A 25529-nucleotide genomic window follows, 5' to 3' on the forward strand; every position below is an offset into this window, starting at 1 on the left:
TATGGCAGATTTTAAATCACTCTTTTCCCAATATGATTGGGAGCAGGTCAAATCAGGCATCTATGCTAAAACGGCTGCCGATGTCGAACAGGCTTTGCATAGCAGGCGGCGTACACTTGAAGACTTCAAGGCTTTGATATCGCCGGCGGCCATGCCTTATCTTGGAGATATGGCAGCTTTGAGTCAACAGCTCACCAGGCAGCGGTTTGGCAATACCATGCAGTTGTACATCCCGCTTTATCTGAGCAATGAATGCCAGAATATCTGTACCTATTGCGGGTTTAGCCTTGACAATAAGATTGCCCGCAAAACACTGAACAGGGCAGAGGTACTGGAAGAAGTAAAGGCGATAAAAAAAATGGGATATGACCATGTACTATTAGTAACAGGAGAGGCCCAGCAAACGGTAGGACTTGCATATTTTAAAGAAATGCTGGAACTGATCCGGCCTCACTTTGCCAATATCTCTATGGAGGTACAGCCTATGGATCAATCAGATTATGAGGCCCTCATCCCTTTGGGACTACATAGTGTATTGGTCTACCAGGAAACCTACCATGAAGCGGATTATAAATTACATCATCCCAAAGGCCGTAAGTCCAATTTCGATTATCGCCTGGGTACCCCTGATCGTTTAGGCAAAGCGGGTATTCATAAAATAGGGCTTGGGGTATTAATCGGGCTGGAAGACTGGCGGACGGATAGCTTCTTCACTGCTTTGCATTTGCAATATTTAGAAAAAACGTACTGGCAAACCCGGTACAGTCTATCTTTTCCACGCCTGCGCCCATGTGCCGGCGGCCTGGAGCCAAAGGTAGTGATGAATGACAGGGAACTGGTACAGCTCATTTGCGCTTACCGGTTGTTATCCCCTGAAGTTGAGTTAAGCCTCTCCACACGCGAGTCTCCGCGCTTCAGGGATCATGTGATTCAGCTGGGTATTACTACTATGAGTGCGGGATCGCGTACCAATCCGGGAGGGTATACAATTGATGCTGATTCATTGGAGCAGTTTGAAATTTCGGATGAACGTCATCCATCTGCAATCGAAAAAATGCTTAATGATAACGGGTATCAGGCAGTCTGGAAGGATTGGGACAAAGCCTATTGATTATGTTTTCCTTAGCCCGCCGCAAGCATTGCGCCCTCGCGGGAAACTGCTTCTGCCGAAGGCGGAAGTAGTTTCCCGCCAGTTCGCCCCTTAATACAACAGTCCCGCCAGCAGGCAGGACTGTTATTTTTACCTAAATCCATTACTGAAATTTGTTACTTATAAACATAAGTAGCCGCTTATTCTTTGAATTCAAATGTAAGTTGCCCATAATGAACAACAGCATTACGCTTCATTTTGAACAAAAAGAACAACCATGTTTATAATGAACAACCTGTTCAGTGAACAACTTTTTCCAGATCACGATAAGTCCGTACAGTATCATGCGCACTTTTCAGCGCCCTGCGCTGATTTGCCACTAACTCCCGGATACTATATGGCATAGAGATATTAGACCCCAGCACATCTTCATAAGTGCGTTGTGTTGCATTTTCCCCATACTCACAGGCAGACAAAATAGAATGTCTGTCATGCCCTGAAAAAGTAGCTTTCACATCCATCCAGGTCCTGTACAGCTTACCATAAATAGTAGTATCGTGGGTAGGTTCGGCGCCCCCATCCTGCAATGTGCTATTCAGTTGATTTATATATGCAATGCTTTCTTCTTTCATTCTCTGGAACAGTGCTTTCAGATCGGCATCCTCCGTCTGATCAATGGCCTTACGATATCCTTCTACTCTGTCGTTATTGATCCTGATCAGATCATTCAGGGCTTCTATCAGTTTCTCGTTCAATTGCATGTTGATAGTTTTAAATGAATGAAGAATGTGTGTTCTTTAGATTCAAAAATGCGACCAGCCTTTTTCAGATACCGTGGTTGATGAGCTGGTCCGCAATGAATATACTTACTGCCGACGGAAAGCACTTATCAGTAGCGTACATTTTACCTCCCTCCGGGGAATATGTTCTACAAAGCCTTTTGGCCGCAAATGCAGTATGTATAAGGATTCCGGGGCGCTAAAACGGTTTATTCCGCTGTCAGAAGCACTTCTCAAAGCAGAGCTGCTTAACTGGCACAAAGTTTCTATTCCTTAAGTTAACTAAATCTTTTTGATATGAGCGGCTTACTTTATTTGATTGCGGTTATTCTGATCATAGGGTGGATTTTGGGCGTGTTTGTTTACTCTGCAGGCAGCCTGATTCACGCCTTGCTGGTATTGGCGATTATTGCCATCCTCGTAAATATAATACGCGGCAGAGCTGTTTAAACAGACTACCTTTGCCCGCATGAGAAAATATCTTTTGTTTAGCCTGCTCTTAGCAGCCTGCAGTACCTCCCGTCAATCTGTGCATACTTCGGATGTATCTCAGCTCAACCTCCTTCACAAGCACGTTGTTCCTTACAATACACCCTTCAACGGTACGACAATAGGAGGGCTCTCAGGCATCGACTACGACAGCGCCCGCAATGTATATTACCTCATTTGCGACGACCGATCCGAACATGAAGCAGCCCGTTACTACACCGCACAGGTACCTGTAAACGGCGATAAGGTGATCTTCACCACTGTGAATACACTTCCTATGCGCGACGGCCATTCTTTTCCCGCTACAAAAGACCTGGCACCAGATCCGGAAGCCATGCGTTACAACCCACACACTGCTCACCTTATATGGAGCAGTGAAGGTGAGCGCATCGTGAACGCCAAAGACACTATACTAAAAGATCCGGCCATATATGAAATATCCCCCGATGGACATTTCATCGATACCTTTCCTATCCCCGTGCAAATGCACATGCAGGCGACCAACAATGGTCCCCGCAAAAACGGCACTTTCGAAGGGTTGGGCTTCACCCCCGATGGCAAATACATGTTCGTCAGCGTGGAAGAACCCCGTTATGAAGACGGCCCCCGCGCAGGGCTGAAAGATACCACCGCCTGGATCCGCATTATCAAATACAACCTGCAAACCAGGCAACCCATTGCTCAGTTTGCCTACAAACTGGCGCCTATTGCAGCCGCACCGGTGCCCGCCGATGCATTTTCCATCAATGGCATTCCTGATATCCTCGTCGTCTCAGAAAACCAATTGCTCATTATGGAACGTTCTTTTTCCACCGGGGTAAAGAACTGTACTATCCGCCTCTACAAGGCGGACCTTTCCCATGCTACAGATGTATCGTCTATTCAGTCTTTGCAAACAGATACGCACTTTACACCTGTAGTCAAAAAGCCTTTGTTCAATTTTGAAAGTCTGCATACCTATGTGGATAATGTAGAAGGCATGACTTTTGGCCCCCGGCTGCCAAACGGCCACAGAAGCCTTATTTGTGTAGCTGACAATAATTTCTCAGACAAAGAAGAAACGCAGTTCTACATCTTCGAAATAAAATAACAATAGTATTTTACCAATGAGTGATATCATCTGGTTGTATAGTTGGATATCCAATTATTGTCAGCTATATTAGAGAATCATTCTAATTTTTGAATGTATAATCTATGCCAATTTTTAGGCTATCCGTGAAGACCCTATATTCCATTTGACGCAGTCAAAATAATAGGCTCCCCACTCGTTACGAGCACAGTGTGCTCATGCTGAGCCACGAAACTACCATCTTTGGTCACCAGTGTCCAGCCATCCCCCAATGTTTCAGCATAGTTAGCCCCGGTAGAAATAAAGGTCTCAATCGCTACCACAGAATTGCTGCGGAAACGGGTTCTGTTGAACCGGTCATAGAAATTAGGGATCTCTCTTGGTGCCTCGTGCAGGCTTCTGCCTACGCCGTGGCCGACCAGGTTCCTGATGACCCTGAACCCTTTTTCCCTGGCGGCATCTTCTACAATGCGGCCGATGTGGGCAAGGCGGATGCCATCGCTGATATTGCTGATGGCTTTGTGCAGAATTTCGATAGAGGCTTTGACAAGATGTGCATGCTGATGAATATCTTCTCCTAAAACAAAAGAACCGCCATTGTCGGCATAGTATCCGGCCAGTTCTGCGGATACGTCAATATTCACCAGGTCGCCGGGTTGTAATATTTTTTGAGCAGAGGGTATGCCGTGGGCAACTTCATTGTTCACGCTGATGCAGGTAAAACCAGGGAATCCATAAGTGATTTTTGGTGCTGATCTGGCGCCCATTTGTTGTAACAGGGCCCCGCCATACTCATCCAGTTCTTTCGTAGACATGCCTGGGGTGGCATATTGGCGCATCTGCTGTAACACTTTGCCGGCTACTTCACTGATGGCCTGCATGCCGGTTAGTTCTGCTGTGGATGTAATGGACATAATTCCTTCTTTTTATATCAGTTGTTCAAGGCTGGCTATGATACTGGCGTGGATATCAGCAATGGGCCGCATCCGGTTTGCCTCATCATAGCACACTATTTTGGTAATGGCAGGGTCTGTATCTGCCAGGATTTCGTATTCTTTTTTTACCGCGAGCTGGAGGGAGAAATCCTTTTCATGGATGTCTTCCTTACCGTTCAGGTAGCTGCGGTCTTCATTTTTCCTTCTTTTGGTCAGGGCCTGCTCGGTGTGGGAGAAAGGCACATCCAGGAAAACAGAGAGATCCGGCTGGGGAATACGGTTGTACTCATATTCGAACATATTGATCCAGTCCCGTAATTCCTGTTTTTCGGCCTCTGTGCTCAGTTTAGCGCACTGAAAGGCGATATTGGACAACACATACCTGTCTACTAATACAGTATAGCCACTGGCCAGCCATTCATTGATGGTGCTGGCAAAGTCTTTCCTGTCTTCTGCAAAAATGAGGGCCACCAGCTGGGGGTGTACATTTTTCACGTCACCGAACTCACCGCGCAGGAATTTGGCTACCAGGTCGCCAAATACACCTCCGTTCTGACTTCTTGGGAAGTGTACGAAGCGGGTTTCTATGCCCTGCTGGTGATAGTAATTGGTCAATAAGTTAATCTGTGTCGATTTTCCTGCCCCATCTAATCCTTCGATGGCTATAAATCTGCTTTTCTGCATTGATCTGGTTTAGGGAGTAAAGATATTACATCCCGTTCAGGTATAGTGTATCTGGCCTGCAACTATTGAGGTAACCCCAGGGTAATTTGCATATAAGCCGTAGATATCCCGTATCTATATAGATACGGGATATCTACGGCTTATCTACGGTTTATATACGGCTTATATACGGGATACCTCCGGGAAAGCGCTATGGTTATGGTATAGAGACGATACAGTTATTTTCTCTATAGGCTTTAACATAACCTTAAGGGAGTTAAATATTACTTTTAATGTCAATAACCCAATGACTGTATGCCCTTTATAGAAAAAGAGATCATCCGCTTATTTGACTATACCATACACCCTTCATCCAGTGAACGGCTGTACCAGATCTTTTCCGGCCCGCGATTGTCGCTTTCTGCCGCTTTGGAACGACAGCAGCTATTACAGGCATTCCTGTTTTATTGGGAGCGGATACAAGGGTTTACCTATCATAAGGCCGACTTGCAGGAGGTGTACCAGTTCACCACCTACATTGAGCAGCCTGAGAGTTCTCTTTCTCAGTATTTCGGGAAGGATAAGTACCAGTTGCAGGGGAGGTGTTTACAAACGATTCGCCTGCTTAGGAATATTTATGGAAAGTACCTGCACCCATTGCACAGCACTCCATTACTGGAGGATTTTGCAGGGCCGGCAAAGGAATTGTATGAGGCATTGGAGATAGACAAACTGCCTAAGGAGCTCACCTTTCAACAGACATTCGCTTTTGCCCGTAAGCTGGTCGTGTGTAGGGAAAGGAACCTTACCGGCAGGTTCTGGGATTCGCTGTTCGAATATGAGGCATGGTGGTCGCTGGCGATGGGTACGCGCAAGCATGGGTTCACTATTCCGTCTTTTTCTGCTGATGATTTTGTAATAGCGCAATTCTGGCATCCATTGGTGACGAACCCGGTCAAAAATAACCTGCAAACGACCAGTAATATGATCGTATTGACAGGGCCAAATATGTCGGGAAAATCGACTACGCTGAAGGCAATAGGGCTTTGTGTGGTTTTGGGGCATTTAGGACTGGCAGTACCAGCAGAAAATTGCCGGATACCATTTTATGACCAGGTATTGGTGGCCATTAATGTGACAGATGATCTGAAGAATGGATTTAGTCATTTTATGCAGGAGATTGTACACCTTAAAAACACGGCGTTGCAGGCAAAGGCGGGGCAGCGGTGTTTTGCAATTTTTGATGAGATATTCAGAGGGACGAATATAGACGATGCGATGGAAGTAACGTTTACTACAATTAAAGGGTTGAGCCAGTTTAGGCAGTGTCAGTTTATCATTTCTACGCATTTGTACCAGCTTCAAGGCTTACTACCTTTGGATTTATATGAGCCGTACCAGTTACGGGCAGGGATAGAGGAGGGGGTGCCAGTGAATTCGTATCGGCTGGATAGGGGATGGTCTGATCTGAAGTTTGGCAGGGTTATTTTTGAGCGGGAAGGGTTGAGCGAGTTATTGGAGTAGTTGATTTTGTTTTTGCCTTCTATTAGGGTAATACAGTTGCATGCTCAATTACCAATTCTCTTGGCTGCTATTTTCCGGTAAGCTTTCAGGTATTTATTGAGCCTGGCTACATCTTTTTCAGTTACTTCCGGAATGCGTTTTATATCCATATTATCCGTGAGGTCGTTCATTTTCACGGCACATGACAGTGGGTTTTGCAAGGTACGATTTACGAAGTGATCATAGTCTTCATCTTCTGATAATTTGGTAACACCTCTTAATGCTTCAATTAGTACAGGCGATAATCCCTCAGCAGCGAGCATTTCAAAAGTCCAGTCTGTATCTTCAACTACATCATGCAGCACACCCACAATTTTTTCTTCGGGTGTAATGCCCATATTCATGACTCTTAATACATGTTCGATGTAAGGGGCTCCGTACTTGTCTTTCTGGCCTTGATGAGCTATTACAGCTATTTCAATGGCTTTTTCTAATGTCATCATAAAATAGTTTTTCAACAATCATTCAGGGGAAATACACCCTTAAGTTAGTGTAATTTGCTTAATAAGTAACTCACCAGCAGCAGGAAGAAAATATTCATGCCTGTAGCACATCTATAAGCATGTAACCATTGTTGCCAACCGGGCACATCACCTGATATTTGTAAAAATAAACCACCTGTAATACATACACCTAATGCGATAGATATTTGTTGAAAAGTGACATAAGTACCAGCAGCAGTACCTGCCAGGGACAATGGTATCTTTCTCAATGCCAATGTCAATAGCGATGGTAATACAGCTCCACATCCTAATCCATATAAAAATAAAATAGCTACAAATAAATAACCTGTAGTTTTTATGAACAGTATATGCATGCATAACATCACAATCATCAATAATACACCTGTTTGCAATACTCTTTTTCCATACAATGCGACTAATTTTATAGAATAAAGTGCTGCAATGACAAACCCGATTCCCTGTGCTACAAAATAATATCCTGTGATGATGGAACTCAGTCCCATTCCTGATTGTAGCATCAGGGTATTAATGAAAAAATAAGAATCCTGCACAATGAAATATGCAATGACTGTACCGAGGCCAATATTAAAATCTCTGTTACGAAATAGTTTTAAATCTATGAGGGTTCCCTTTTTACGCTGGCTATTTGTAAAAACTATCAACAATAAAAATGATACAGGAATTAATGCTATGCTCCACAGCGGCCAACCGGTTTCTCTTCCCCTGATAAGTGGATAGATCAATGCCATTAGTCCTCCACTGAGTAACAATATGCCGGTATAATCCGGTTTGCCTTTTACAGTTTGCTTTGGTTCTTTCAACCAATAGTTTGCTATAATAGCGGCTATCAATCCTATTGGCAAATTCACGATAAACAACCATCGCCAGTTAGCCACTGCCGGCAGTATTCCTCCTAATGATTGACCTATTACAGAAGCGATACCGCCAATAGCACCATAGATACCTAATGCTTTTGATCTTTCTTTTTGTTCTATGAATAACAATTGAATAAATGCAATACTCTGCGGTACCATAAAAGCAGCAAAAGCACCTTGTGCAAACCGGGCTATGTTTAACTGCATTGCATTTCCTGCAGCAGCACAACAACCGGATGCAATGGTAAACAGTAACATCGACCGGATAAAGATCTTTTTATGTCCATAGTAATCCCCCATTCTTCCGCCTGTAACAAGGAAGATTGCATGTCCTGATAAATACAGTGCCATTACCATCTGGCTATCTCCATTTGTGCCATGGATTCCTTCTCTTATCGATGGCAAGGCAACATTTACAATGAATAAATCAAGTACAGATAAAAAACTGGCAGTGCATACGATCAACAGCGACACCCAACGATACGACATAATGAGTTACTTTTAGGTTGACAAAATTGGGCTGGGCCTGATTGTTAATCAAGTAGTGTTGAAGAATGTATTAAGTATGAAAAAAGATACTATTACTAAGAGTCAGACAGTTATCCCCGGAAGAAATATTGATTTTGACAATCCAATGATGAATGCGTTGCAGGCGATAGGAGGAAAGTGGAAGTTGTTATTGTTGGATAGTATACGGAAGGAGTGTCCCAAACGGTTTGGCGTGTTGCGCAGGGAGCTGGAATATATCACTCATTCTACATTGACGGCGCAGTTGCGGGAGCTGGAACGGGATGGGATATTGGTGCGGGAGGTATTTCCGGAGGTGCCGCCGCGGGTGGAGTATAAATTGACGGAGTTGGGAAAGAAGTTGATACCTGTGATGGATGCGTTGTGTTTGTGGGGAGAGGAGTATAGGAGGGGGAAATAAAAAAAGCAATCCTTGCCAGATTGCTTTTTTTGTGCTCCCAACAGGGCATGATCCTGTGACCCCCTGATTATGAGTCAGGTGCTCTAACCAACTGAGCTATAGGAGCTGTTCTTTTCAGAACGAAATTATATATGTAAACTTTCTCGGGTCCCTTTGCGGGACGGCGAAATTACTTAAAATTTATTCAATTTACCCAAACCTAAGGTAAAAATTTTTATTCTACCTCCTCCGTTTCTATATAGAACTCCTCGTCATCTATGTCGAAATCCGCTGCTGTCTGATTTTGAAGGACCAGCGTTTTCCATTCAGGACCAGGATAAATAAATCCCAGTTTTTTTACTTTCACCGGCATCCGGAAATCTGGCACATCGGCTACCCAACGATATCGAACGGTGAGGGTAGTGCCTTTTTCGGAAAGGGAATATTGCAAAAGAGGGATGCGCGTATAATGGAGGTATTGATTGAATAAATAATGGTAATCTTTTCCTGTAAAATCACAGATAAACTGCACCAACTCATCAGCAGATAAGGTCTGGTAGCGAAAATGTTGCTGAATAGCCAATAGTAACCGCTGCCAGAGCGAGGCGTCATTGATTACGTTTTGTAAGGTGAACAATAGCAGACTTCCCTTTGTGTACATGTCACTGATATCATAAAAGATGTTGTTCACATTGTACACCCCGGTGACCGGCCGTTTGTTTTGTACCTGCTCCCGCTGATCGTATAAAAACTCACGGGCGGCAGTTTCGCCATCACGGCAACCATAATAGATACCTTCTGCATAGGTGGCAAAGGCTTCATGGATCCACATGTCTGCCATATCTTTGCAGCTGATGTTGTTGCCCCACCACTCATGCGCCGCCTCATGCCAGACTACGGAGGCAAATTCGGGATGAGGGTCATTGGGAATCCGGCCTACACAAACACCGCTTTGGTGTTCCATGGGGTAGAGACTTTCCACTAAAGTAAATCCGTCTCTGGCAAAAGGATAGGGACCAAAATGCTGCTCATAACAAGAGAGCATCGAAGGAATTTCTTTGAAGTATACTTTTGCCTGTTCCAGGTGGTAAGGCATGACGTAATAATTCACTCCCTGATCAGTGTAATGAGTATATTTTCCAATACTAAAGGTCACGTTATAATTATTAATAGGGTAGCTGACCGACCATTCAAACCTGGTTTTCTGATCTGAAAGAGAGACCTGGCGTAGTAATCTGCCATTGGAAACTTCGGAAAAACCTGTAGGCACCGTAATCCAGATCTGCATACTATCCGGTTCATCTGATAAGTGATCCTTGCATGGCCACCATAAGCTAGCCCCCGAACCCTGGCAGACTACCTGCGCCCAGGGATTGCCCAGATCATCTTTGTCCCATATGACACCGCCGTTCATACTGATGCTTTTATCCGGGATTTGAGGGGTACCTTCGTAATAGATAGTGATTTCCGCTATGGTTCCGGCAGGTTGTACTCCAGGAAATTTTATAAAGACAGCATTCGCTTCGCGGGTAAAGGTCAAAGACTGACCCCGGAACAGGATTTCCCTGATTTTCATATTTGCATACAGGTCTACCTGCATTATATCGAAGGGGGATATGACATTGTAGCGGATCTTATTGTTCCCGCTAATGAAATGGCGATCCAGGTCGATAGCTGCATCCAGGTGGTAGAAAGTAACATCATAGCAGGTGCGGAGGGGGGACAACATTCCCCTGAGTGTATCCGCCCGGGAAAAATTTTGCTGATGGATAGCAACAAGTGTATCCTTTTGTAAAGCCCTCGATTTTACTGATAAAGAAAAATCTGCTCGCCAGGGCGCATCTTTTAAATGCCGTTTGTTACTATTTATAACCGTTTCCCAATGCCGCTTCACCTCCTGCAAATAATACTTCCCATTTTCCTGCTGATAGGTAACCATCATCCGGATCTGCTCAAAATCCATAGACGCTTTTATAAACTTAGACATCAACGTATACCTGATGCCTCCTCTACCATGTTTATTTACATGCCTGATCCCCGCAGGACTGGCTACCAACTCACACCTCACCAGCGCCAGACTCGCGGTATCAATATATAACCGTCCACTCACAAGCCCTTTCCTGTTATTGTTTTTAGGCACCACTGCTATCACCAGCTGATTCCCCCGCAAAGAGTCTACATAGTAATTATAATATCGGAAATAACCGGGGTTCAATATGGAGTACCTGGTATTCACATGCTTAATGAGATCTTCCCTGAGCGCACCGGCAGGCGCATTGGCAATATTACTTATCCAGTTATAAAATTGAAAATCAGGGTTTGAAAACATCTTCTTTCGGCCATATTTCGTCACCTTCCACTGGTCACCCTTTACCTCTAACTCGGATTCATTGTAGTTGAGCGTGTCATCCGCCAGCCGGATGTATTCCTTGTAAAAAGCAGCCATTGTCACATTGCTGGTATCGTAATTCTGAGGAATAGCTGCGATCATTTTTTTGACTATCTCCAACCCCTGGCCAGGGTGAATGGCTACCTCTTTAAGGTTAACTACCTGGGCGAAAACGGATGTGGGGAATAGCAGGAGAAACAAATACTTCATAGCGTCTTTTTCCTGCAAAACAACCGGAATCTCCGCCACCAGTCTACTCAAATCCGGATTTGATCAGTCATTTTGATGTATTCTTTTGGGGTCATCCCCACCATATTTTTAAATGCCCGCTGAAAAGTAGGGAGGGAGTTAAACCCACATTCCAGTGCGAGGCCCATGATAGTAAGATGCTCAAAAGACGGATCTGATACCTTTTCTTTGAATGCTGCTATGCGGTAATTATTGATAAATTCATTGAAGCTTTTATTCAAATGCTGATTTAAAACTGCCGAAATAGTTTTGGAGGGGAGCCCGGTATGCGCTGACAATAACCCAAGGCTCAGAGATGGATTCAGAAACACCCGATCCTCTTCCATGGCTTTTAGCAGGAGAGGTACGGCTGTGGTAATTAATCGTTCTTCCAACGGGGCTGGGGTAGCCCTTACTTCCCGCCCGGGCATCAACAAACCTTTTATTCCTAAAAAGTACACCATCCCCACCATCGGAATATACACCGGGTACCAATCTACCGCATTCAACACAGTATCAGTCAGTTGCGGAATCGTATAAGGTATTAAATACAGCAACCACACTGCCTGAAACCCCAGGAACACTCCTGTAAACTGCTTCATCCACTGCAGCTGGTCTTTGTGGAGGTTGAACCCTTCCAGGTAACGATATGAACGAAACAGGTAAATAGTGATGGTCAGCCAGCGGGGAATATCAGCATACACATTGTAAGTATCAATAAAGATAGCCCAGGAGCGGTTATTGTTCACGAACAGTCCTGTCACCACACCTACTACAAAAATCAGTGCCGTCAACTGGGGCACCACATCCACCACCACTGGCCAGAAATGCAGGCGATCCCGCCGCGTCAACCGGAAATCCGGATCGGTAACTGATCGGACGTAGAAATATAATAATGGACCAATGGGCATGATAATGACCAGGGGCACAAAATTTAACAGGAACCGGATTGGAAAAGGCAACCAGGATACCCCGCCCAGGTACATATTCAAACATGCCAGGGTAATACACAAGATCAATCCGCCCAACAACCGGTTGGCGTACTTATTTTTAGAAGCGTAAAAAAGCAATCCGCACATGATGAACCCCTGCAGGGTTCCCAACAACATCAAGGTATTGAAAGCGAGGTGCATGGAATCAGGTTAAACAACCTGAAAATAAATAAATTTTTCCGGCATAGACATTAATTTGCAACTGCACAGCAATAGCATTCAAAGTATGAAAGGCATTAAAAACATTATTTTCGACCTCGGCGGCGTCATTCTGAATATCGACTATCAGGCAACGTACAAGGCATTTTCAGATCTGGGTGTGGCAGACTTTACCAGCCTATACAGTCAGTTCAAAGGAAATAGATTGTTTGACGATCTGGAAACTGGTCGGGTAAGTAACGAGGAGTTTTTGAGAGAAATGCTGAAGCATACCCCCGAGGGTACCACTGAGCAGCAGATTATTGATGCCTGGAATGCCATGTTGCTTGATTTTCCCCTGCGCAGACTACAGTTATTACAGCAACTGAGACAGCATTACAACTTGTACCTGCTGAGTAATACAAATGCCATTCACCTGGCAGCTTTCAATAAAATTCTGGAAGAGAGCAGGGGTATCCCATCGCTGGGTGCTTTTTTTGACAAAACATACTATTCCCACCTGATTGGCTACCGCAAACCAGATAAGGAATCATACCAGCTGGTGTTGGATGAGAACGGGTTGAAACCTGAAGAGACCTTATTTATCGATGACACCCTTCCTAATATAGAAGGAGCTACAGCGGTAGGTGTGCAAACCATTCACCTGCTTGCACCCAGAACCATCACAGACATTTTCAGATAGGAATTACTTGATTTCCTCAAAATCGAGGTAATCCCCCTTATCTACTTTAGGTTTAGCCTGTTGCTGGCCGCTGAAATTATTCGGCTGTTGTTGCTGATAATACTGTTGTTCCTGTTCATATTGCTGGCGCATACGGTCCTGGATGTCTCCCATCTGGCGGCGTACCTGCCTGGCTGTCTGGTACATTGGTAATACCAGGTTGAATACGAACTTGTAAAGTATATAGCAAATAAATAATAAAAATATAATCTTGAACATGGAACAAAGGTAGCCCTTAATCCGGTTCAGGGGCTGAAAAAGGGGGGTATTTTAAGATTCCTTTAACAGGGTTAAGGTAATATAATAGCGCCGGCAGGTGCCGGCGCTATTATATTTTAATACATTTTCAACAGACTGGCGGCTTCCATAGCAGCTCCTTTATTAAATTCCCACGCCAGTTTGCGGTGATTAACAGCATCTACAATGGTTCCAATCAGGCACAGTCCGCCTGTGAATAAGTACAGAATACCCATTCCCACCTGGTTAAGAATGAAGCGGTGTATACCCGATACGCATACTAATCCCAGCAGGCAGCAGATGAGTACTGTTTGGGGATCTTTGCGGCGGGATTGATATAGGGCAATAAACTTCCGTTTATTGTCCTCGCTATAATCTTTGGTAAGTTCCTGTAGCCACAGGATCTCTTCCTGGTCGACGCCAGGTAATACGGCAAAGGAGAAATCGGTCATGTATGATGGTTTTTAAGTCTCAACTGTGATCTTCCAAGCTGAAAAGTTCTATGCAACAATACTGCAACAGCAAAGGGGCTTAACAGGTGATGGTGGATTGCATTCTTCCAGTCCCCATGTAATAAATAATGAATGCCATGTCCCAATCCACATCCCGGGCACCAGGTAAATCCGAGCCATTTGAACGGGCAGAGGCTAAAGTTGCCATCTGCTGCCGGATTCATACAGTACAGTAAGATTAACGCTACCGGCCATATGATCAATTCTTTATTAATTCGTTGTATGTGGTGAATAATTGACATATAACAAACGGCCCCACGAAGTTATTAGATTTTGTCGTAATCTGTACAGATAGTGGATTTCCTTGTCTAAATTATTTTGTACAAGTTAAAGAAAATGTGCTTGGATAAAAATAAAATCCTAATTTTGCATAGGAAAATGATTCTAACGAAGGGGACTGGAAGTCCCCTTCTCGTTTTTTGTATGGCAAACGAACAAGTGATAACAAGCATCCGGGAGCATGCTGACGCTATGCTCGCTGAATATCCGGAATATTTTGTGGTCGACATCAGGATTAAGCCCACTAATAATGTAAAGCTATTTGTGGATGGTGACAATGGTGTACCTGTAGATAAGCTGGTCTCATTCAACCGCAATTTGTACGCAAGGCTGGAAGCCGCGGCATTATTTCCTGACAACGATTTCTCCCTGGAAGTCTCCTCTCCCGGACTGGACGAACCGCTGAAACTGCACCGTCAATTCGTAAAGAACATAGGAAGAAAGGTAGCTGTAACCCTGCTGGATGGTTCCGAGAAGGAAGGCACCCTGCTGGCGGCTACAGAGGAAGTACTGACGATAGAAGAGACGATCGGCAAGAAAAAAGAGAAAAAAACTACTGACATAAACCTTAACGAAATCAAGCACACCAAAGTGTGCATCGTGTTTTAAAATATATAATATAAGCAAAACATGGCTAGTATTAATCTGATTGAGTCATTCACGGAGTTTAAAGAAGCGGAAAACATTGACCGCCCTACGTTAATGAAGGTGTTAGAAGACGTGTTTAAAACGCTTCTCCGTAAAAAATATGGCTCTGATGAGAATTTTGACGTGATTGTAAATACTGAGAAGGGTGACCTGGAAATATTGCGCCGCCGTACCATAGTTAACGATGGTGAGGTAGAAGATGATAATGCACAGATCGCTTATTCTGAAGCCATTTTAGTAGAACCGGATTACCAGGTAGGTGAGGATTTGTACGAGGAAGTTGAGATCATGGATTTTGGCCGCAGGGCCATCCTGGCTGCGAAGCAGACCTTGTCTGCCCGTATCGGAGACCTGAAAAAGAACATTTTAGTTAAGAAATATGCGGATAGGGTAGGTGAAATTGTAACAGGTGAAGTTTACCAGGTTTGGAAAAAAGAAGTTTTATTGCTTGATGATGAAAGGAATGAGTTAATTTTACCTAAATCTGAACAGATTCCTACCGATTATTTCAAGAAAGGTGAAAATGTAAGGGCAGTAGTAAAAAAAGTGGAGATGAAGAACAATGCTCCGCTCATCATTCTCTCCCGCACCCATCCTACCTTCCTCGCTAAATTGCTGGAAATTGAAGTTCCGGAGATCTTTGACGGCCTGATTGTAATTAAGAAAATCGTTCGTGAGCCCGGAGAAAGAGCTAAAGTGGCAGTAGAATCTTATGACGACCGTATAGACCCTGTAGGCGCCTGTGTGGGTATGAAAGGAAGCCGTATCCATGGCATAGTACGTGAGCTGCGAAACGAAAATATTGATATCATTAACTACACTGCGAATATTCAATTGTTGATCCAACGTGCGTTGACACCTGCGCGTATCAGCCGTATGGAAATAGATAATGATAATAAATACGCATCCGTTTTTTTAAAGGCAGATCAGGTATCCCTGGCTATCGGTAAGAAAGGGGTAAATATCAAACTGGCCTGTGAATTGACGGGATATGAAATAGATGTATTCCGTGATGAGGAACAGGAGCAGGCTGAGTACGATATTGACCTTTCCGAATTCTCAGATGAGATCGAAGAATGGGTACTGGATGAACTCAAACGTATTGGTTGTGATACCGCCCGCAGCGTATTGGACCTGACTGTTGAGGAACTGGTACGTCGTTCTGATCTGGAAGAAGAAACCGTAAAGGACGTGAGAAGGATCCTGCAGGAAGAATTTGACAAAGAGTAAGACCGCACCACCACTTCCCCGGGATGTGGGCTTACTTGACAGGATTTTTTTTAAGTTATTGTTAATTGTTAAAAAGGAGTCCCGTTGATAAACGGGAAAAAAGGGGAGGCCCGAGATTACAATATGCCTGAAGTAACAAACAACACGCCGCGATTGCTGGCTGCAGCGAAAGAGTTTAATATTGGAAAGGAAACGTTGATCGACTTCCTTTCTAATAAAGGCTATGACATGGATGGATTCGGTTCACCCAATGCCCGCCTGACCTCTCAGATGTACACAGCTTTGCAATCTGAATTCCAACAGGACAAGGCTAACAAGCGCAAAAGCGATCAGATAGCCCTGCCCAAAGGAAGCGTGTTAGATGCAATGAAGAAGAAGGAAAAAGAAGAAGCAGAAGCAGCCGCTAAGAAAAAAGAAGCAGCTGCCAAGGAAGAGCAGCCCACAGCCCCGGTAGCAGAGGTACCAAAACCAGAAGCTAAACCAGAACCAAAGCCTGAGCCGAAGGTGGAACAACCTAAAGCCGAGCCCAAGCCCGAACCAAAACCGGAGCCAAAGCCTGAACCTAAACCAGAGCCTGTAAAGGCCCCTGTAGCTGAAGTTCCGCCAGTAGCGAAGGAGGAAGTGAAACCGCAGCAACCGCCTGTAGCCCCTGTCGCTGAAAAAGCGCCGGAAACAAAGCCACAGCCGGAACCGCAATCTGAAAAGAAACAAGATGCACCAAGGATCAATGGCCCTAAAATCATGGGTTCCATAGACCTCGATGCCCTGAACAGACATAATAAAAAACCTCAGCCTGCAGCGGCCAAAAAGCCTGAGCAGGAAGAGAAACCACCGGTTGCCAAACAACCGGAACCGGTAGCTAAGGCGCAAGAGCCTGTACAGGCACCTCCTGTACAACAGCAGACTACTCCTCCGGTTCAAACTCCTGTAGCGACAGAAAAAACTGCCGAACCAGAAGTAAAACCTACTCCGGTGCAACAACAACCAATAGAAAAAGAAAAAATTACAGCGCCTGCTGCTGAAAAAACTGCTCCAAAAGCTGTAGAAGAGAAACAGGCGCCAGCTACCGAAAAACCGGCAGCTGCTCAGGAAAAAACAAAAGAACCGGCTGCAAAAGAACCAATTAAGCCGGCCGCACAGCATATGGACGTAGTTGCAGCAGCAGATATTACATCTGAGCAAGATGACAACACCGGTTCTGCCGTGATTGAAAATATTCAGGCAGAAAAATTAACCGGTCCTAAAGTCATCGGTAAAATCGACCTCCCCGTTCATCAGGAGAGGAGAGATCGTGATAACAAAGGCAATAATAACTTCAACCGCGGTGGCAATAATAATAATGCCGACAACAACCGTAAACGTAAGCGTATAATTGTCGAAAAGAAACCTGAGCCAATCCAACCAGGTGATGAAGCCAACAAGGGTGGCGAAGGTAACCGTGGTAGTCAGGGTCACCAGGGTGGTAACCGTGATGGTAATCGCAACTTCAACAGAGATAACCGTGGCGGTGGCAACCGGGATCACGGCGGCCATAATAACAACAATAATAATAACCGTCCAGGCGGTGGTCCTAGCAGACCACATACCGCTCCTAACCGTGACAACCGCCCAGGTGGTGGTCAGGGACACCAGGGTGGCAACCGTGGTCCGGGTGGTCAGGGTCATCAGGGCGGCGGCAATCGTCCAGGTGGTCAGGGACACCAGGGTGGCAATCGCCCGGGTGGACAAGGCGGAGGATATAACCGCCAGGGAGGCGGCGGCCAATACGGCAATCGCCCAGGTGGACAAGGTGGAGGATATAACCGCAACGCTAAACCTGAAGAAAAGGAAATCGACAAAAACGAAATCCAGAACAAGATCAAGGAAACCATGGCCAAAATGGGCGGTGGTGGAGGCCGTGGCAAAAACATCAAAGCCAAACAACGCCGTGAGAAACGTCATGAGCTTGCTGAGCAAATGGCAAATCAGGCCGGCGAAAACAACAAGCTACAGGTGACTGAGTTCGTTTCTGTAAGCGAACTGGCCAACCTGATGGATGTAAGCTTTGCCGAGGTGATCTCAAAATGTATGGGACTGGGTATCATGGTATCCATCAACCAACGTCTGGATGCGGAAGTAATCGAACTGGTAGCTGGCGAGTTTGGCTATGAAGTGGAATTCATCGGTGTAGATGAATCCGACGACATGGAAGAAGAAGAAATTCATGATAATGAAGAAGATCTGGTACCAAGAGCACCGATCGTTACCATCATGGGTCACGTTGACCACGGTAAAACTTCATTACTTGACTATATCCGTAATGCAAACGTAGTATCCGGCGAGGCCGGCGGTATCACCCAGCATATTGGTGCTTACCAGGTGACTACTGCAGGTGGCAAGCGCGTTACCTTCCTCGATACCCCAGGTCACGAAGCGTTTACCGCGATGCGTGCCCGTGGTGCCAAGGTTGCGGATATTGCAATCATCGTGATCGCTGCGGACGATGCTATCATGCCTCAAACGCGTGAAGCAATCTCCCACTCACAAGCTGCTGGCCTGCCAATGATCTTTGCGATCAACAAGATCGATAAGGATGGTGCCAACCCTGAAAAAATCAAGGAACAACTGGCAGGTATGAACCTGTTGGTGGAAGATTGGGGTGGTAAATACCAAAGCCAGGAAATTTCAGCGAAAAGCGGTCTGAATATCGACATATTACTCGAAAAGATCCTGCTCGAAGCAGAACTGCTGGAACTGAAAGCTAACCCGAACAGGGAAGCTTCCGGTAGCGTGATCGAAGCCTCGCTCGATAAAGGTCGTGGCTATGTAGCTACCCTGCTCGTACAGAGCGGTACCCTGCGCCAGGGCGATACCATCGCTTCCGGCTCTAACTTCGGTAAGATCAAAGCAATGTTCAACGAACGCGGTCAGCGTGTGGATGCTGCCGGCCCATCTACTCCTGTACAGGTGCTGGGTCTGAACGGTGCACCACAGGCCGGTGAGAAATTCAGAATGTTTGAAAATGAATCTGAAGCGAAGGAAACTGCAAACCGCCGTGCACAGATTATACGTGAACAGGGTATCCGTACCAAGAAACATATTACACTGGATGAAATTGGCCGCCGTCTGGCACTGGGCAACTTCAAACAGCTGAACGTTATCATCAAGGGTGACTTCGATGGTTCTGTAGAAGCGCTGAGCGACTCCCTGCAGAAACTGTCTACCGAAGAAATCGTGGTGAGCGTGGTACACAAGGCCGTAGGTCAGATCACCGAATCCGACGTATTGCTGGCTACCGCATCCGATGCGATCATCCTTGGTTTCCAGGTTCGTCCTTCTTCTCAGGCTAGCAAACTGGCAGAGAAAGAAAACATCGAAATCCGTACTTACTCCATCATCTATGACGCTATCGATGAACTGAAGAGCGCGATGGAAGGTATGCTGGAACCGAAGATCGAGAAGAAAGTGGTGGCAAACGTGGAAATCCGCGAAACCTACCGTTTCGACAAGGTTACCGTTGCAGGTTGCTTTGTACTGGATGGTAAGATCACGCGTAACACCCGTGTCAACCTGGTACGTGAAGGTATTGTGATCTACACTGGCGAACTTGCCTCTCTGAAACGCTATAAGGACGATGTGAAGGAAGTTGCTTCCAATATGGAGTGCGGTCTGAGTATCAAGAATTACAGCGACCTGAAAGTGGGCGATATCGTGGAAGGTTTCGAAGAAGTAGAAGTTAAACGTACGCTCTAATGCAGCCTGCACAAGGCTTTTACAGCAATAAAATTTTGTTAAAAAAATAAGCCGCTCCTATGCGGCTTATTTTTTGGTTATTTTTGAGACTCACTGTGCTATTAAATAATATGAATAAATTTTTGGCTTTTTCTGCAGGTGTGATGCTGCTCGGTCAGGTTGCTTCGGCGCAGCAGCGAATGGTGGCGGACAAAATTGCCGCTATTGTGGGAGATAAGATCATCCTGAGCTCTGATGTAGAAGGGGAACTGGTGAATATGCAGCGCCAGATTCAGGACGGTAACCTGCCTCCTGATGCGGCCTGTACCATTATGGAACAGATCATTGCCCAGAAAGTAATGGTGATTCAGGCAGAAAGAGACAGCTTGCCAGTAAGTGAATCTGATGTAGATGGTCAGATCGACAATCGTATCCGTTACTTCGAACAGCTGTACGGTAGCCGTGAGAAAATGAAAGAAGTAACCGGTTATTCCGTATACCAGCTGCGTGAGCGCTTCCGCCAGCCTATCAAAGAAGGGCTGCTGGCCAAGGCTATGCAGGACAAGATTACCAACGCTGTGAAAGTAACACCTTCTGAGGTGAAAAGATATTTCGACGGGATTCCTAAAGACAGTCTCAAATTCTATGAGTCTGAACTGGAAATCGGTCAGCTGGTTATCATTCCAAAGGCAACCAAAGAGATGGAACAATACACCATCGACCGCCTGAACGGGTTCAAAAAAGATGTACAGGAAAAGAAAGCCGACTTCGGCCGCCTGGCTATCCTTTACTCTGAGGATCCAGGTACCAAGGAAAACAATGGTATCTACATCCTGAACCGTACGGACAAACAGTGGGATCCTGAGTTCCTCGCAGCTTCTTTCAGGCTCAAAGAAAATGAGATCTCTTCTCCTGTAAAAAGCCAGTTCGGTTATCACCTGATTCAATGTCTGAAACGCCAGGGTGATAACATCACCGTACAGCACATTCTGCTCAAACCAAACGTTGGCAAGGCAGACATTGCTGCAGCAAAGACTAAACTGGATAGCATCCGTCAAAATATCGTAAACGGTAAAATGAGCTTTGGCGACGCTGTAAACAAATACAGCGATGAGCCGATGTCTAAATTTACCGGTGGTATGCTGCAGAATAATGTAAGCGGCGGTACCCTGATCACCATGGACCAGCTGGACCAGCCTTCTGAAAGAGATATCGTGCTCATGCTCGATACCCTGAAACCAGGCGGTATATCAGCTCCTGTACAGTATGTAGACGACGAGAGTAAGGCTACCCAGCTGCGTATTGTATACCTGAAAACACGTACCAACCCGCACCGCGAAAACCTGAATGATGATTATGCACGTATTCAACAGCGTACACTGGCCATCAAACAGGCAGAAGCAAGAGATAAATGGCTGAGAGAAACCATCCCTACATATTACATTCATGTTGATAATGAGTATAAGAAATGTGGGCATATAGCCAGGTGGATGGGAGCAGTTGCACAGAAGTAATTACTGAAAAGGCGGATCGATTTGATCCGCCTTTTTTGTTTAGGTTTTTTCAACGTAACTTTGCGCCTTCAATTCTAATGGGATGAGCGAAGCCATAAAACATGAATGCGGATTAGCATTTATAAGACTTAGAAAGCCTTTTTCTTATTATCAGCAACAATATGGAACGGTTTTCTACGGCCTCAACAAATTGTACCTGCTGATGGAAAAGCAGCATAACCGTGGACAGGATGGTGCAGGTATAGCCACGGTGAAGTTGAACACCGAACCCGGGGTTCCCTTCATGCACAGACTCCGAAGCAGCGCTCCCCAAGCCATAGGAGACATCTTCGGCAAGGTAAGAGAAGAAATCGACGAGATCGAAAAGTACCAACCCGAAATCACCAAGTACCCCGGCCTCATGAAAGGCCACATGCGTTTCCTCGGAGAGCTCATGATGGGTCACCTCCGCTACGCCACCCAGGGTAAAAACAACGTAGAACTCTGCCACCCCTTCGTAAGATATAACACCATCCCTGCACGCAACCTCTCTATCGCAGGCAACTTCAACCTCGTAAATGCTGATGAACTGTTTAAGTTCGTAAATGTAGACCCGGGAGAAACTCACCGTAACAGTGACCTCGCGGCGATGCTGGAAGTAGTACATCACTTCCTGTGCAAAGAGGACGAAGTACGTCAGAACGGACTGGATGTGAAAAAAATCCTGAAGGATGCTTTTTCTATGTTCGACGGTGGTTATCATGTATGTGGTCTGCTGGGTAGTGGCGATTCTTTCGTGATCCGCGATGCGCACGGTATCCGTCCTTCTTATTACTATGTGAACGACGAGGTGATCGTAGCCGCTTCTGAGCGCGCTGCTATCCGTACCGCATTCAACGTAGGTGAAAATGAAGTACTGGAACTGATGCCAGGTAACGCCCTGATCGTAAAAGAAAATGGTGAATACAGCATAGAGCAGATCCTGGAACAGAAGGAACGTAAGGCTTGTAGCTTTGAGAGAATCTACTTCTCCCGTGGTAACGACGAAAAGATCTATAAAGAGCGTTCCCGCCTGGGTTATAACCTGGCAGAGCGCGTACTCGCTGATATTAATAACGACCTCAAGAATACCATTTTCTCCTTCATTCCTAACACCGCTGAAATTGCTTTCTATGGCATGATCAAGGGACTGGAAGATTACCTGAATAAGATCAAGGTAGAAAGGATCATATCATGGGGCAAAGACTTTGATGAGGAAAAGCTGACCGAAATGGTGAACCGCCGCATCCGCATCGATAAGATTGCCATCAAGGATGTGAAGATGCGTACGTTCATCACTGCCGATACCAGCCGTAATGAGATGGTGCAGCACGTGTATGACATTACTTATGGTACAGTTCGTCCGGGTGTGGATACACTGGTGGTGATCGACGACTCTATCGTAAGAGGAACTACGCTGCGTGAAAGCATCATTAAGATGCTGGACAGACTGGGGCCAAAACGTATTATTATCGTTTCTTCTGCTCCGCAGATCCGTTACCCTGACTGCTATGGTATAGACATGAGCAAAATGGGTGATTTTGTGGCCTTCCAGGCGGCTATAGCCTTGCTGAAAGATCACGGTAAGGAACATATACTACAGGAAGCGTATGGTTTGTGCAATGAATTACAGCGTACAAACACATTGCATGCACAGAATGTGGTGAGAAATATTTATAAACCATTTACTACTGAGCAGATTTCTGCAAAGATTGCAGAGATTATCACACCGAAGGGAATAGGAGCAAAGGTAGACGTGATTTACCAGTCTATCGAAAGCCTGCATCAGGCTTGTCCTAATAACTTAGGGGATTGGTACTTTACCGGCAATTATCCGACACCGGGAGGGAACAGGGTAGTGAATAAAGCGTTTATGAACTTCATGGAAGGAAAGAACGAAAGAGGATACTAAAAATAAAGAAATAGCCCGTCGCTTCGCGACGGGCTATTTCTTTTGATAGCATGTATTAAATTTCCTTTAATTCCGCACTTTGGCCACAGGCCGCACCACGTAGAGATTCAGTAAAATCAGTAAATTAGTAAGTAACTAAAAGTCAATTATCAATTTAAGGATGAAAACGTTACTGCTGATCCGCCATGCAAAATCAAGCTGGAATGATCCGGATGTAGATGATTTTGACAGGCCACTCAACAAACGGGGCAAACAAAACGCACCAGAAATGGCTACCCGGCTGCGTTCCAGGGGAATCGTACCCGAACTCCTCATCGCCAGCCCCGCCAAGCGTACTAAGAATACTGCCCGTCTCATGGCCAAAGAATGGCACTATGACAAAGATGCCATCCTGCTGGAAGACGAACTTTATCTTTGCTATGCCTCCACCTTTCTGAAAATGATTACCAAAATTGACGATGATATAGACACCGTCGCCATCTTCGCTCACAATCCTGGTATTACCGACTTCGCCAACTACATCACGCAGGAAATCAGGATAGACAATATCCCTACCTCCGGCGTTTTTGCTGTAAAAGCTAACATCGATTCATGGAAAGAGTTTGACAGTGCCACCAAGCACTTTCTATTCTTTGATTACCCCAAAGCGGAAGTAGTCTAAGCCCCGTCCTGTTTCTCCCTATTTTAGTCTTTCTGAATCTTATTGTAGGATACTGTAATCCCTTTGATCAGCGAAGAGCTGAATCCCTGGTGTTCCATCTCGTTAAGACCCGCAATTGTACATCCTTTAGGGGTAGTCACCTTGTCGATCTCTTCTTCCGGATGGCGTTTCTCACGGATCAGTAATTCTGCCGCACCCTTTACGGTTTGTGCCGCAATCAGGTTTGCTGTGCGTACGTCAAAGCCTATTTCGATACCACCCTGGATACTGGCCCTGATAAAGCGCAGTGCATATGCAATACCACAGGCACCCAGTACTGTGGCCGCATCCATCAGTTTTTCGTCGATAGCAACAGTTACCCCCAGCTGATCGAACATGTCTTTTACATAATCCTGCAGCGCAGGTGCCACATTTTTATAGCACACACAGGTCATTGATTCCTGGATGGCAATAGCTGTATTAGGCATAGCACGTACTACGGCAATACCAGCACCACCTACCTTTTCAAGGTCATCCATAGACACCCCTGTCATTACGCTGATCAGCACCTGCCTGGATGGATCGAATGCGGTCTGCACTTTGCTCAGTACATCTTTCCAGTTGTACGGCTTGAGGGCGATGACAACGATCTCCGCACTGCGGATAGCAACTTCGTTGTCAGCAGTTGTATTGACACCAGCTGCCTGAAACTCTTTCAGGGCTGTCACGTTTCTCCTGGTAATAGTCAGGTCTGCAGGTTGTGAAAACCCACTTTTCAGTAAACCTTGTGCAATAGCAGCACCAAGATTGCCACCACCGATGATAGCTATTTTTTTGCTTGACATGTTGTTCACTATATGCTTTAAATCAAGGGGAAGGTATAACAAGATATGCAGATGTGCAAATGAATCAGGCACAATGGTTAGGCTCTTCGGGGGAAAATTTGTTACTTCGCATCCCTAAATCCTATGCAATGCCTACATTTCTTTTTAGAGTGATCATGTGTATGCTCCTATGTCTGTATACGCAGACGATAGTTGCCAGCCCTCCGAAGAAAATAAAAGGAAAGGTAGTGCGAATCATAGATGGGGATACATTTGAAGTGCTGGTAAAAAAAGAGACGTTCCGCATCAGGCTTTCAGCGATCGATGCACCGGAAAAGGGACAGGACTACTACCAGAAAAGCAAACAGGCATTGGCTAATTTGTGTTTCAACAAGATCGTAACGGTCGAGTTGTTACGAAAAGACAGGTACCAGCGGTGGATAGGAGATGTCTATAGCAGCAAAGGTGAATATATTAATGGCTGGATGATAGCCGGAGGTCATGCCTGGCATTATACAGAATATTCTAAAAGTGCGCCATTGGCAGCAGCGCAGGCCACTGCCAAACGTAATAAACTAGGACTCTGGAAGCAGGCAAAACCTATTGCTCCATGGGAGTTCCGCTCAGCCAAAAACAAAAACAGGAAGAAAAAGGCTGCCTGACCATGGCAGATAAATAGTT

The 25529-nt window shown here is 45.4% G+C and carries 24 protein-coding genes and 1 tRNA gene; 13 read left to right on the plus strand and 12 right to left on the minus strand.

Annotation, left to right across the window (positions count from 1 at the left end):
• The first annotated feature begins 1 nt into the window (after position 1).
• Positions 2-1111 (plus strand): 2-iminoacetate synthase ThiH, encoded by a 1110-nt coding sequence (gene thiH, locus ABDW16_RS01015; RefSeq protein ID WP_343667250.1) that lies wholly within the window; start codon positions 2-4, stop codon positions 1109-1111.
• Positions 1112-1389: 278 nt separating this feature from the next.
• Here thiH and ABDW16_RS01020 read toward each other — a convergent pair whose 3' ends face one another.
• The gene (locus ABDW16_RS01020; protein ID WP_343667251.1) at positions 1390-1851 is read right to left on the minus strand and encodes a PA2169 family four-helix-bundle protein; all 462 of its coding nucleotides are present in this window, start codon (positions 1849-1851) and stop codon (positions 1390-1392) included.
• Positions 1852-2166: 315 nt separating this feature from the next.
• Here ABDW16_RS01020 and ABDW16_RS01025 point away from each other — a divergent pair, with 315 nt between their 5' ends.
• Together ABDW16_RS01025 and ABDW16_RS01030 are read left to right on the plus strand one after the other, a co-directional pair.
• Entirely contained in the window at positions 2167-2319 is a 153-nt protein-coding gene (locus ABDW16_RS01025) for a lmo0937 family membrane protein (RefSeq protein ID WP_343667252.1), read from the plus strand.
• A 19-nt stretch (positions 2320-2338) separates the two neighbouring features.
• Positions 2339-3448, plus strand: a complete 1110-nt coding sequence (locus tag ABDW16_RS01030; RefSeq protein WP_343667253.1) for an esterase-like activity of phytase family protein — start codon at positions 2339-2341, stop codon at positions 3446-3448.
• Between the two features lie 134 nt (positions 3449-3582).
• On the opposite strand, the gene map is transcribed toward ABDW16_RS01030, so the two are convergent.
• Complete coding sequence (map, locus tag ABDW16_RS01035) at positions 3583-4341, minus strand: type I methionyl aminopeptidase (RefSeq protein WP_343667254.1); 759 nt, start codon at positions 4339-4341, stop codon at positions 3583-3585.
• Between the two features lie 12 nt (positions 4342-4353).
• Positions 4354-5046, minus strand: a complete 693-nt coding sequence (gene tmk / locus ABDW16_RS01040) for a dTMP kinase (protein ID WP_343667255.1) — start codon at positions 5044-5046, stop codon at positions 4354-4356.
• A gap of 294 nt (positions 5047-5340) precedes the next feature.
• Between tmk and ABDW16_RS01045 the strand changes: the two genes are divergently transcribed.
• The gene (locus tag ABDW16_RS01045; RefSeq protein ID WP_343667256.1) at positions 5341-6549 is read left to right on the plus strand and encodes a hypothetical protein; all 1209 of its coding nucleotides are present in this window, start codon (positions 5341-5343) and stop codon (positions 6547-6549) included.
• Between the two features lie 44 nt (positions 6550-6593).
• On the opposite strand, the gene ABDW16_RS01050 is transcribed toward ABDW16_RS01045, so the two are convergent.
• Both ABDW16_RS01050 and ABDW16_RS01055 read right to left on the minus strand, forming a co-directional pair.
• A complete protein-coding gene (locus tag ABDW16_RS01050) occupies positions 6594-7031 on the minus strand; it encodes a phosphohydrolase (protein WP_343667257.1) in 438 nt (145 codons plus the stop codon).
• Between the two features lie 44 nt (positions 7032-7075).
• Positions 7076-8416, minus strand: coding sequence for an MFS transporter (locus tag ABDW16_RS01055; protein ID WP_343667258.1), 1341 nt, complete (start codon positions 8414-8416; stop codon positions 7076-7078).
• A gap of 145 nt (positions 8417-8561) precedes the next feature.
• On the opposite strand from ABDW16_RS01055, the gene ABDW16_RS01060 reads away from it, so the two are divergent.
• Positions 8562-8855: a helix-turn-helix domain-containing protein gene (locus tag ABDW16_RS01060; RefSeq protein ID WP_343667435.1), complete on the plus strand. Its 294-nt coding sequence runs from the start codon at positions 8562-8564 to the stop codon at positions 8853-8855.
• A 32-nt stretch (positions 8856-8887) separates the two neighbouring features.
• Here the strand turns inward: ABDW16_RS01060 and ABDW16_RS01065 are convergent.
• The 3 genes from ABDW16_RS01065 to ABDW16_RS01075 all read right to left on the minus strand — a co-directional run bounded on the left by ABDW16_RS01065 (position 8888) and on the right by ABDW16_RS01075 (position 12584).
• Positions 8888-8961: transfer RNA gene (locus ABDW16_RS01065), tRNA-Ile, on the minus strand.
• 108 nt (positions 8962-9069) lie between these two features.
• Entirely contained in the window at positions 9070-11484 is a 2415-nt protein-coding gene (locus tag ABDW16_RS01070) for a M1 family metallopeptidase (RefSeq protein WP_343667259.1), read from the minus strand.
• Positions 11481-12584: an AraC family transcriptional regulator gene (locus tag ABDW16_RS01075; protein WP_343667260.1), complete on the minus strand. Its 1104-nt coding sequence runs from the start codon at positions 12582-12584 to the stop codon at positions 11481-11483. Before ABDW16_RS01075 ends, ABDW16_RS01070 begins: the two co-directional genes overlap by 4 nt.
• An 85-nt stretch (positions 12585-12669) precedes the next feature.
• On the opposite strand from ABDW16_RS01075, the gene ABDW16_RS01080 reads away from it, so the two are divergent.
• Positions 12670-13284: an HAD family phosphatase gene (locus ABDW16_RS01080; protein ID WP_343667261.1), complete on the plus strand. Its 615-nt coding sequence runs from the start codon at positions 12670-12672 to the stop codon at positions 13282-13284.
• 3 nt (positions 13285-13287) lie between these two features.
• On the opposite strand, the gene ABDW16_RS01085 is transcribed toward ABDW16_RS01080, so the two are convergent.
• The 3 genes from ABDW16_RS01085 to ABDW16_RS01095 all read right to left on the minus strand — a co-directional run bounded on the left by ABDW16_RS01085 (position 13288) and on the right by ABDW16_RS01095 (position 14314).
• On the minus strand, positions 13288-13542 hold the full coding sequence (locus tag ABDW16_RS01085) for a DUF4834 family protein (RefSeq protein ID WP_343667262.1): 255 nt from the start codon (positions 13540-13542) through the stop codon (positions 13288-13290).
• Between the two features lie 116 nt (positions 13543-13658).
• Positions 13659-14012 (minus strand): TM2 domain-containing protein, encoded by a 354-nt coding sequence (locus ABDW16_RS01090; protein WP_343667263.1) that lies wholly within the window; start codon positions 14010-14012, stop codon positions 13659-13661.
• Positions 14009-14314, minus strand: coding sequence for a DUF2752 domain-containing protein (locus ABDW16_RS01095; RefSeq protein ID WP_343667264.1), 306 nt, complete (start codon positions 14312-14314; stop codon positions 14009-14011). The genes ABDW16_RS01090 and ABDW16_RS01095 overlap by 4 nt, the downstream gene beginning before the upstream one ends.
• A 181-nt stretch (positions 14315-14495) precedes the next feature.
• Here ABDW16_RS01095 and ABDW16_RS01100 point away from each other — a divergent pair, with 181 nt between their 5' ends.
• The 6 genes from ABDW16_RS01100 to ABDW16_RS01125 all read left to right on the plus strand — a co-directional run bounded on the left by ABDW16_RS01100 (position 14496) and on the right by ABDW16_RS01125 (position 24045).
• Positions 14496-14960: a ribosome maturation factor gene (locus ABDW16_RS01100; RefSeq protein WP_343667265.1), complete on the plus strand. Its 465-nt coding sequence runs from the start codon at positions 14496-14498 to the stop codon at positions 14958-14960.
• Positions 14961-14981: 21 nt separating this feature from the next.
• The gene (gene nusA, locus ABDW16_RS01105) at positions 14982-16229 is read left to right on the plus strand and encodes a transcription termination factor NusA (protein WP_072358818.1); all 1248 of its coding nucleotides are present in this window, start codon (positions 14982-14984) and stop codon (positions 16227-16229) included.
• A 123-nt stretch (positions 16230-16352) separates the two neighbouring features.
• Positions 16353-19961 carry a translation initiation factor IF-2 gene (gene infB / locus ABDW16_RS01110; RefSeq protein WP_343667266.1) on the plus strand — a complete coding sequence of 1203 codons (3609 nt, stop codon included), beginning with the start codon at positions 16353-16355 and terminating at the stop codon, positions 19959-19961.
• Positions 19962-20071: 110 nt separating this feature from the next.
• Positions 20072-21454 (plus strand): peptidylprolyl isomerase, encoded by a 1383-nt coding sequence (locus tag ABDW16_RS01115; RefSeq protein WP_343667267.1) that lies wholly within the window; start codon positions 20072-20074, stop codon positions 21452-21454.
• An 82-nt stretch (positions 21455-21536) separates the two neighbouring features.
• A complete protein-coding gene (locus ABDW16_RS01120) occupies positions 21537-23384 on the plus strand; it encodes an amidophosphoribosyltransferase (RefSeq protein ID WP_343667268.1) in 1848 nt (615 codons plus the stop codon).
• Positions 23385-23544: 160 nt separating this feature from the next.
• On the plus strand, positions 23545-24045 hold the full coding sequence (locus ABDW16_RS01125; RefSeq protein WP_343667269.1) for a histidine phosphatase family protein: 501 nt from the start codon (positions 23545-23547) through the stop codon (positions 24043-24045).
• A gap of 23 nt (positions 24046-24068) precedes the next feature.
• On the opposite strand, the gene proC is transcribed toward ABDW16_RS01125, so the two are convergent.
• Complete coding sequence (gene proC, locus ABDW16_RS01130; RefSeq protein ID WP_343667270.1) at positions 24069-24869, minus strand: pyrroline-5-carboxylate reductase; 801 nt, start codon at positions 24867-24869, stop codon at positions 24069-24071.
• Positions 24870-24997: 128 nt separating this feature from the next.
• Between proC and ABDW16_RS01135 the strand changes: the two genes are divergently transcribed.
• Positions 24998-25510 (plus strand): thermonuclease family protein, encoded by a 513-nt coding sequence (locus ABDW16_RS01135; protein WP_343667271.1) that lies wholly within the window; start codon positions 24998-25000, stop codon positions 25508-25510.
• Positions 25511-25529: the final 19 nt, after the last annotated feature.

Origin of the sequence: Chitinophaga sp. (genome assembly GCF_039596135.1) — a bacterium.
Classification (GTDB): domain Bacteria; phylum Bacteroidota; class Bacteroidia; order Chitinophagales; family Chitinophagaceae; genus Chitinophaga.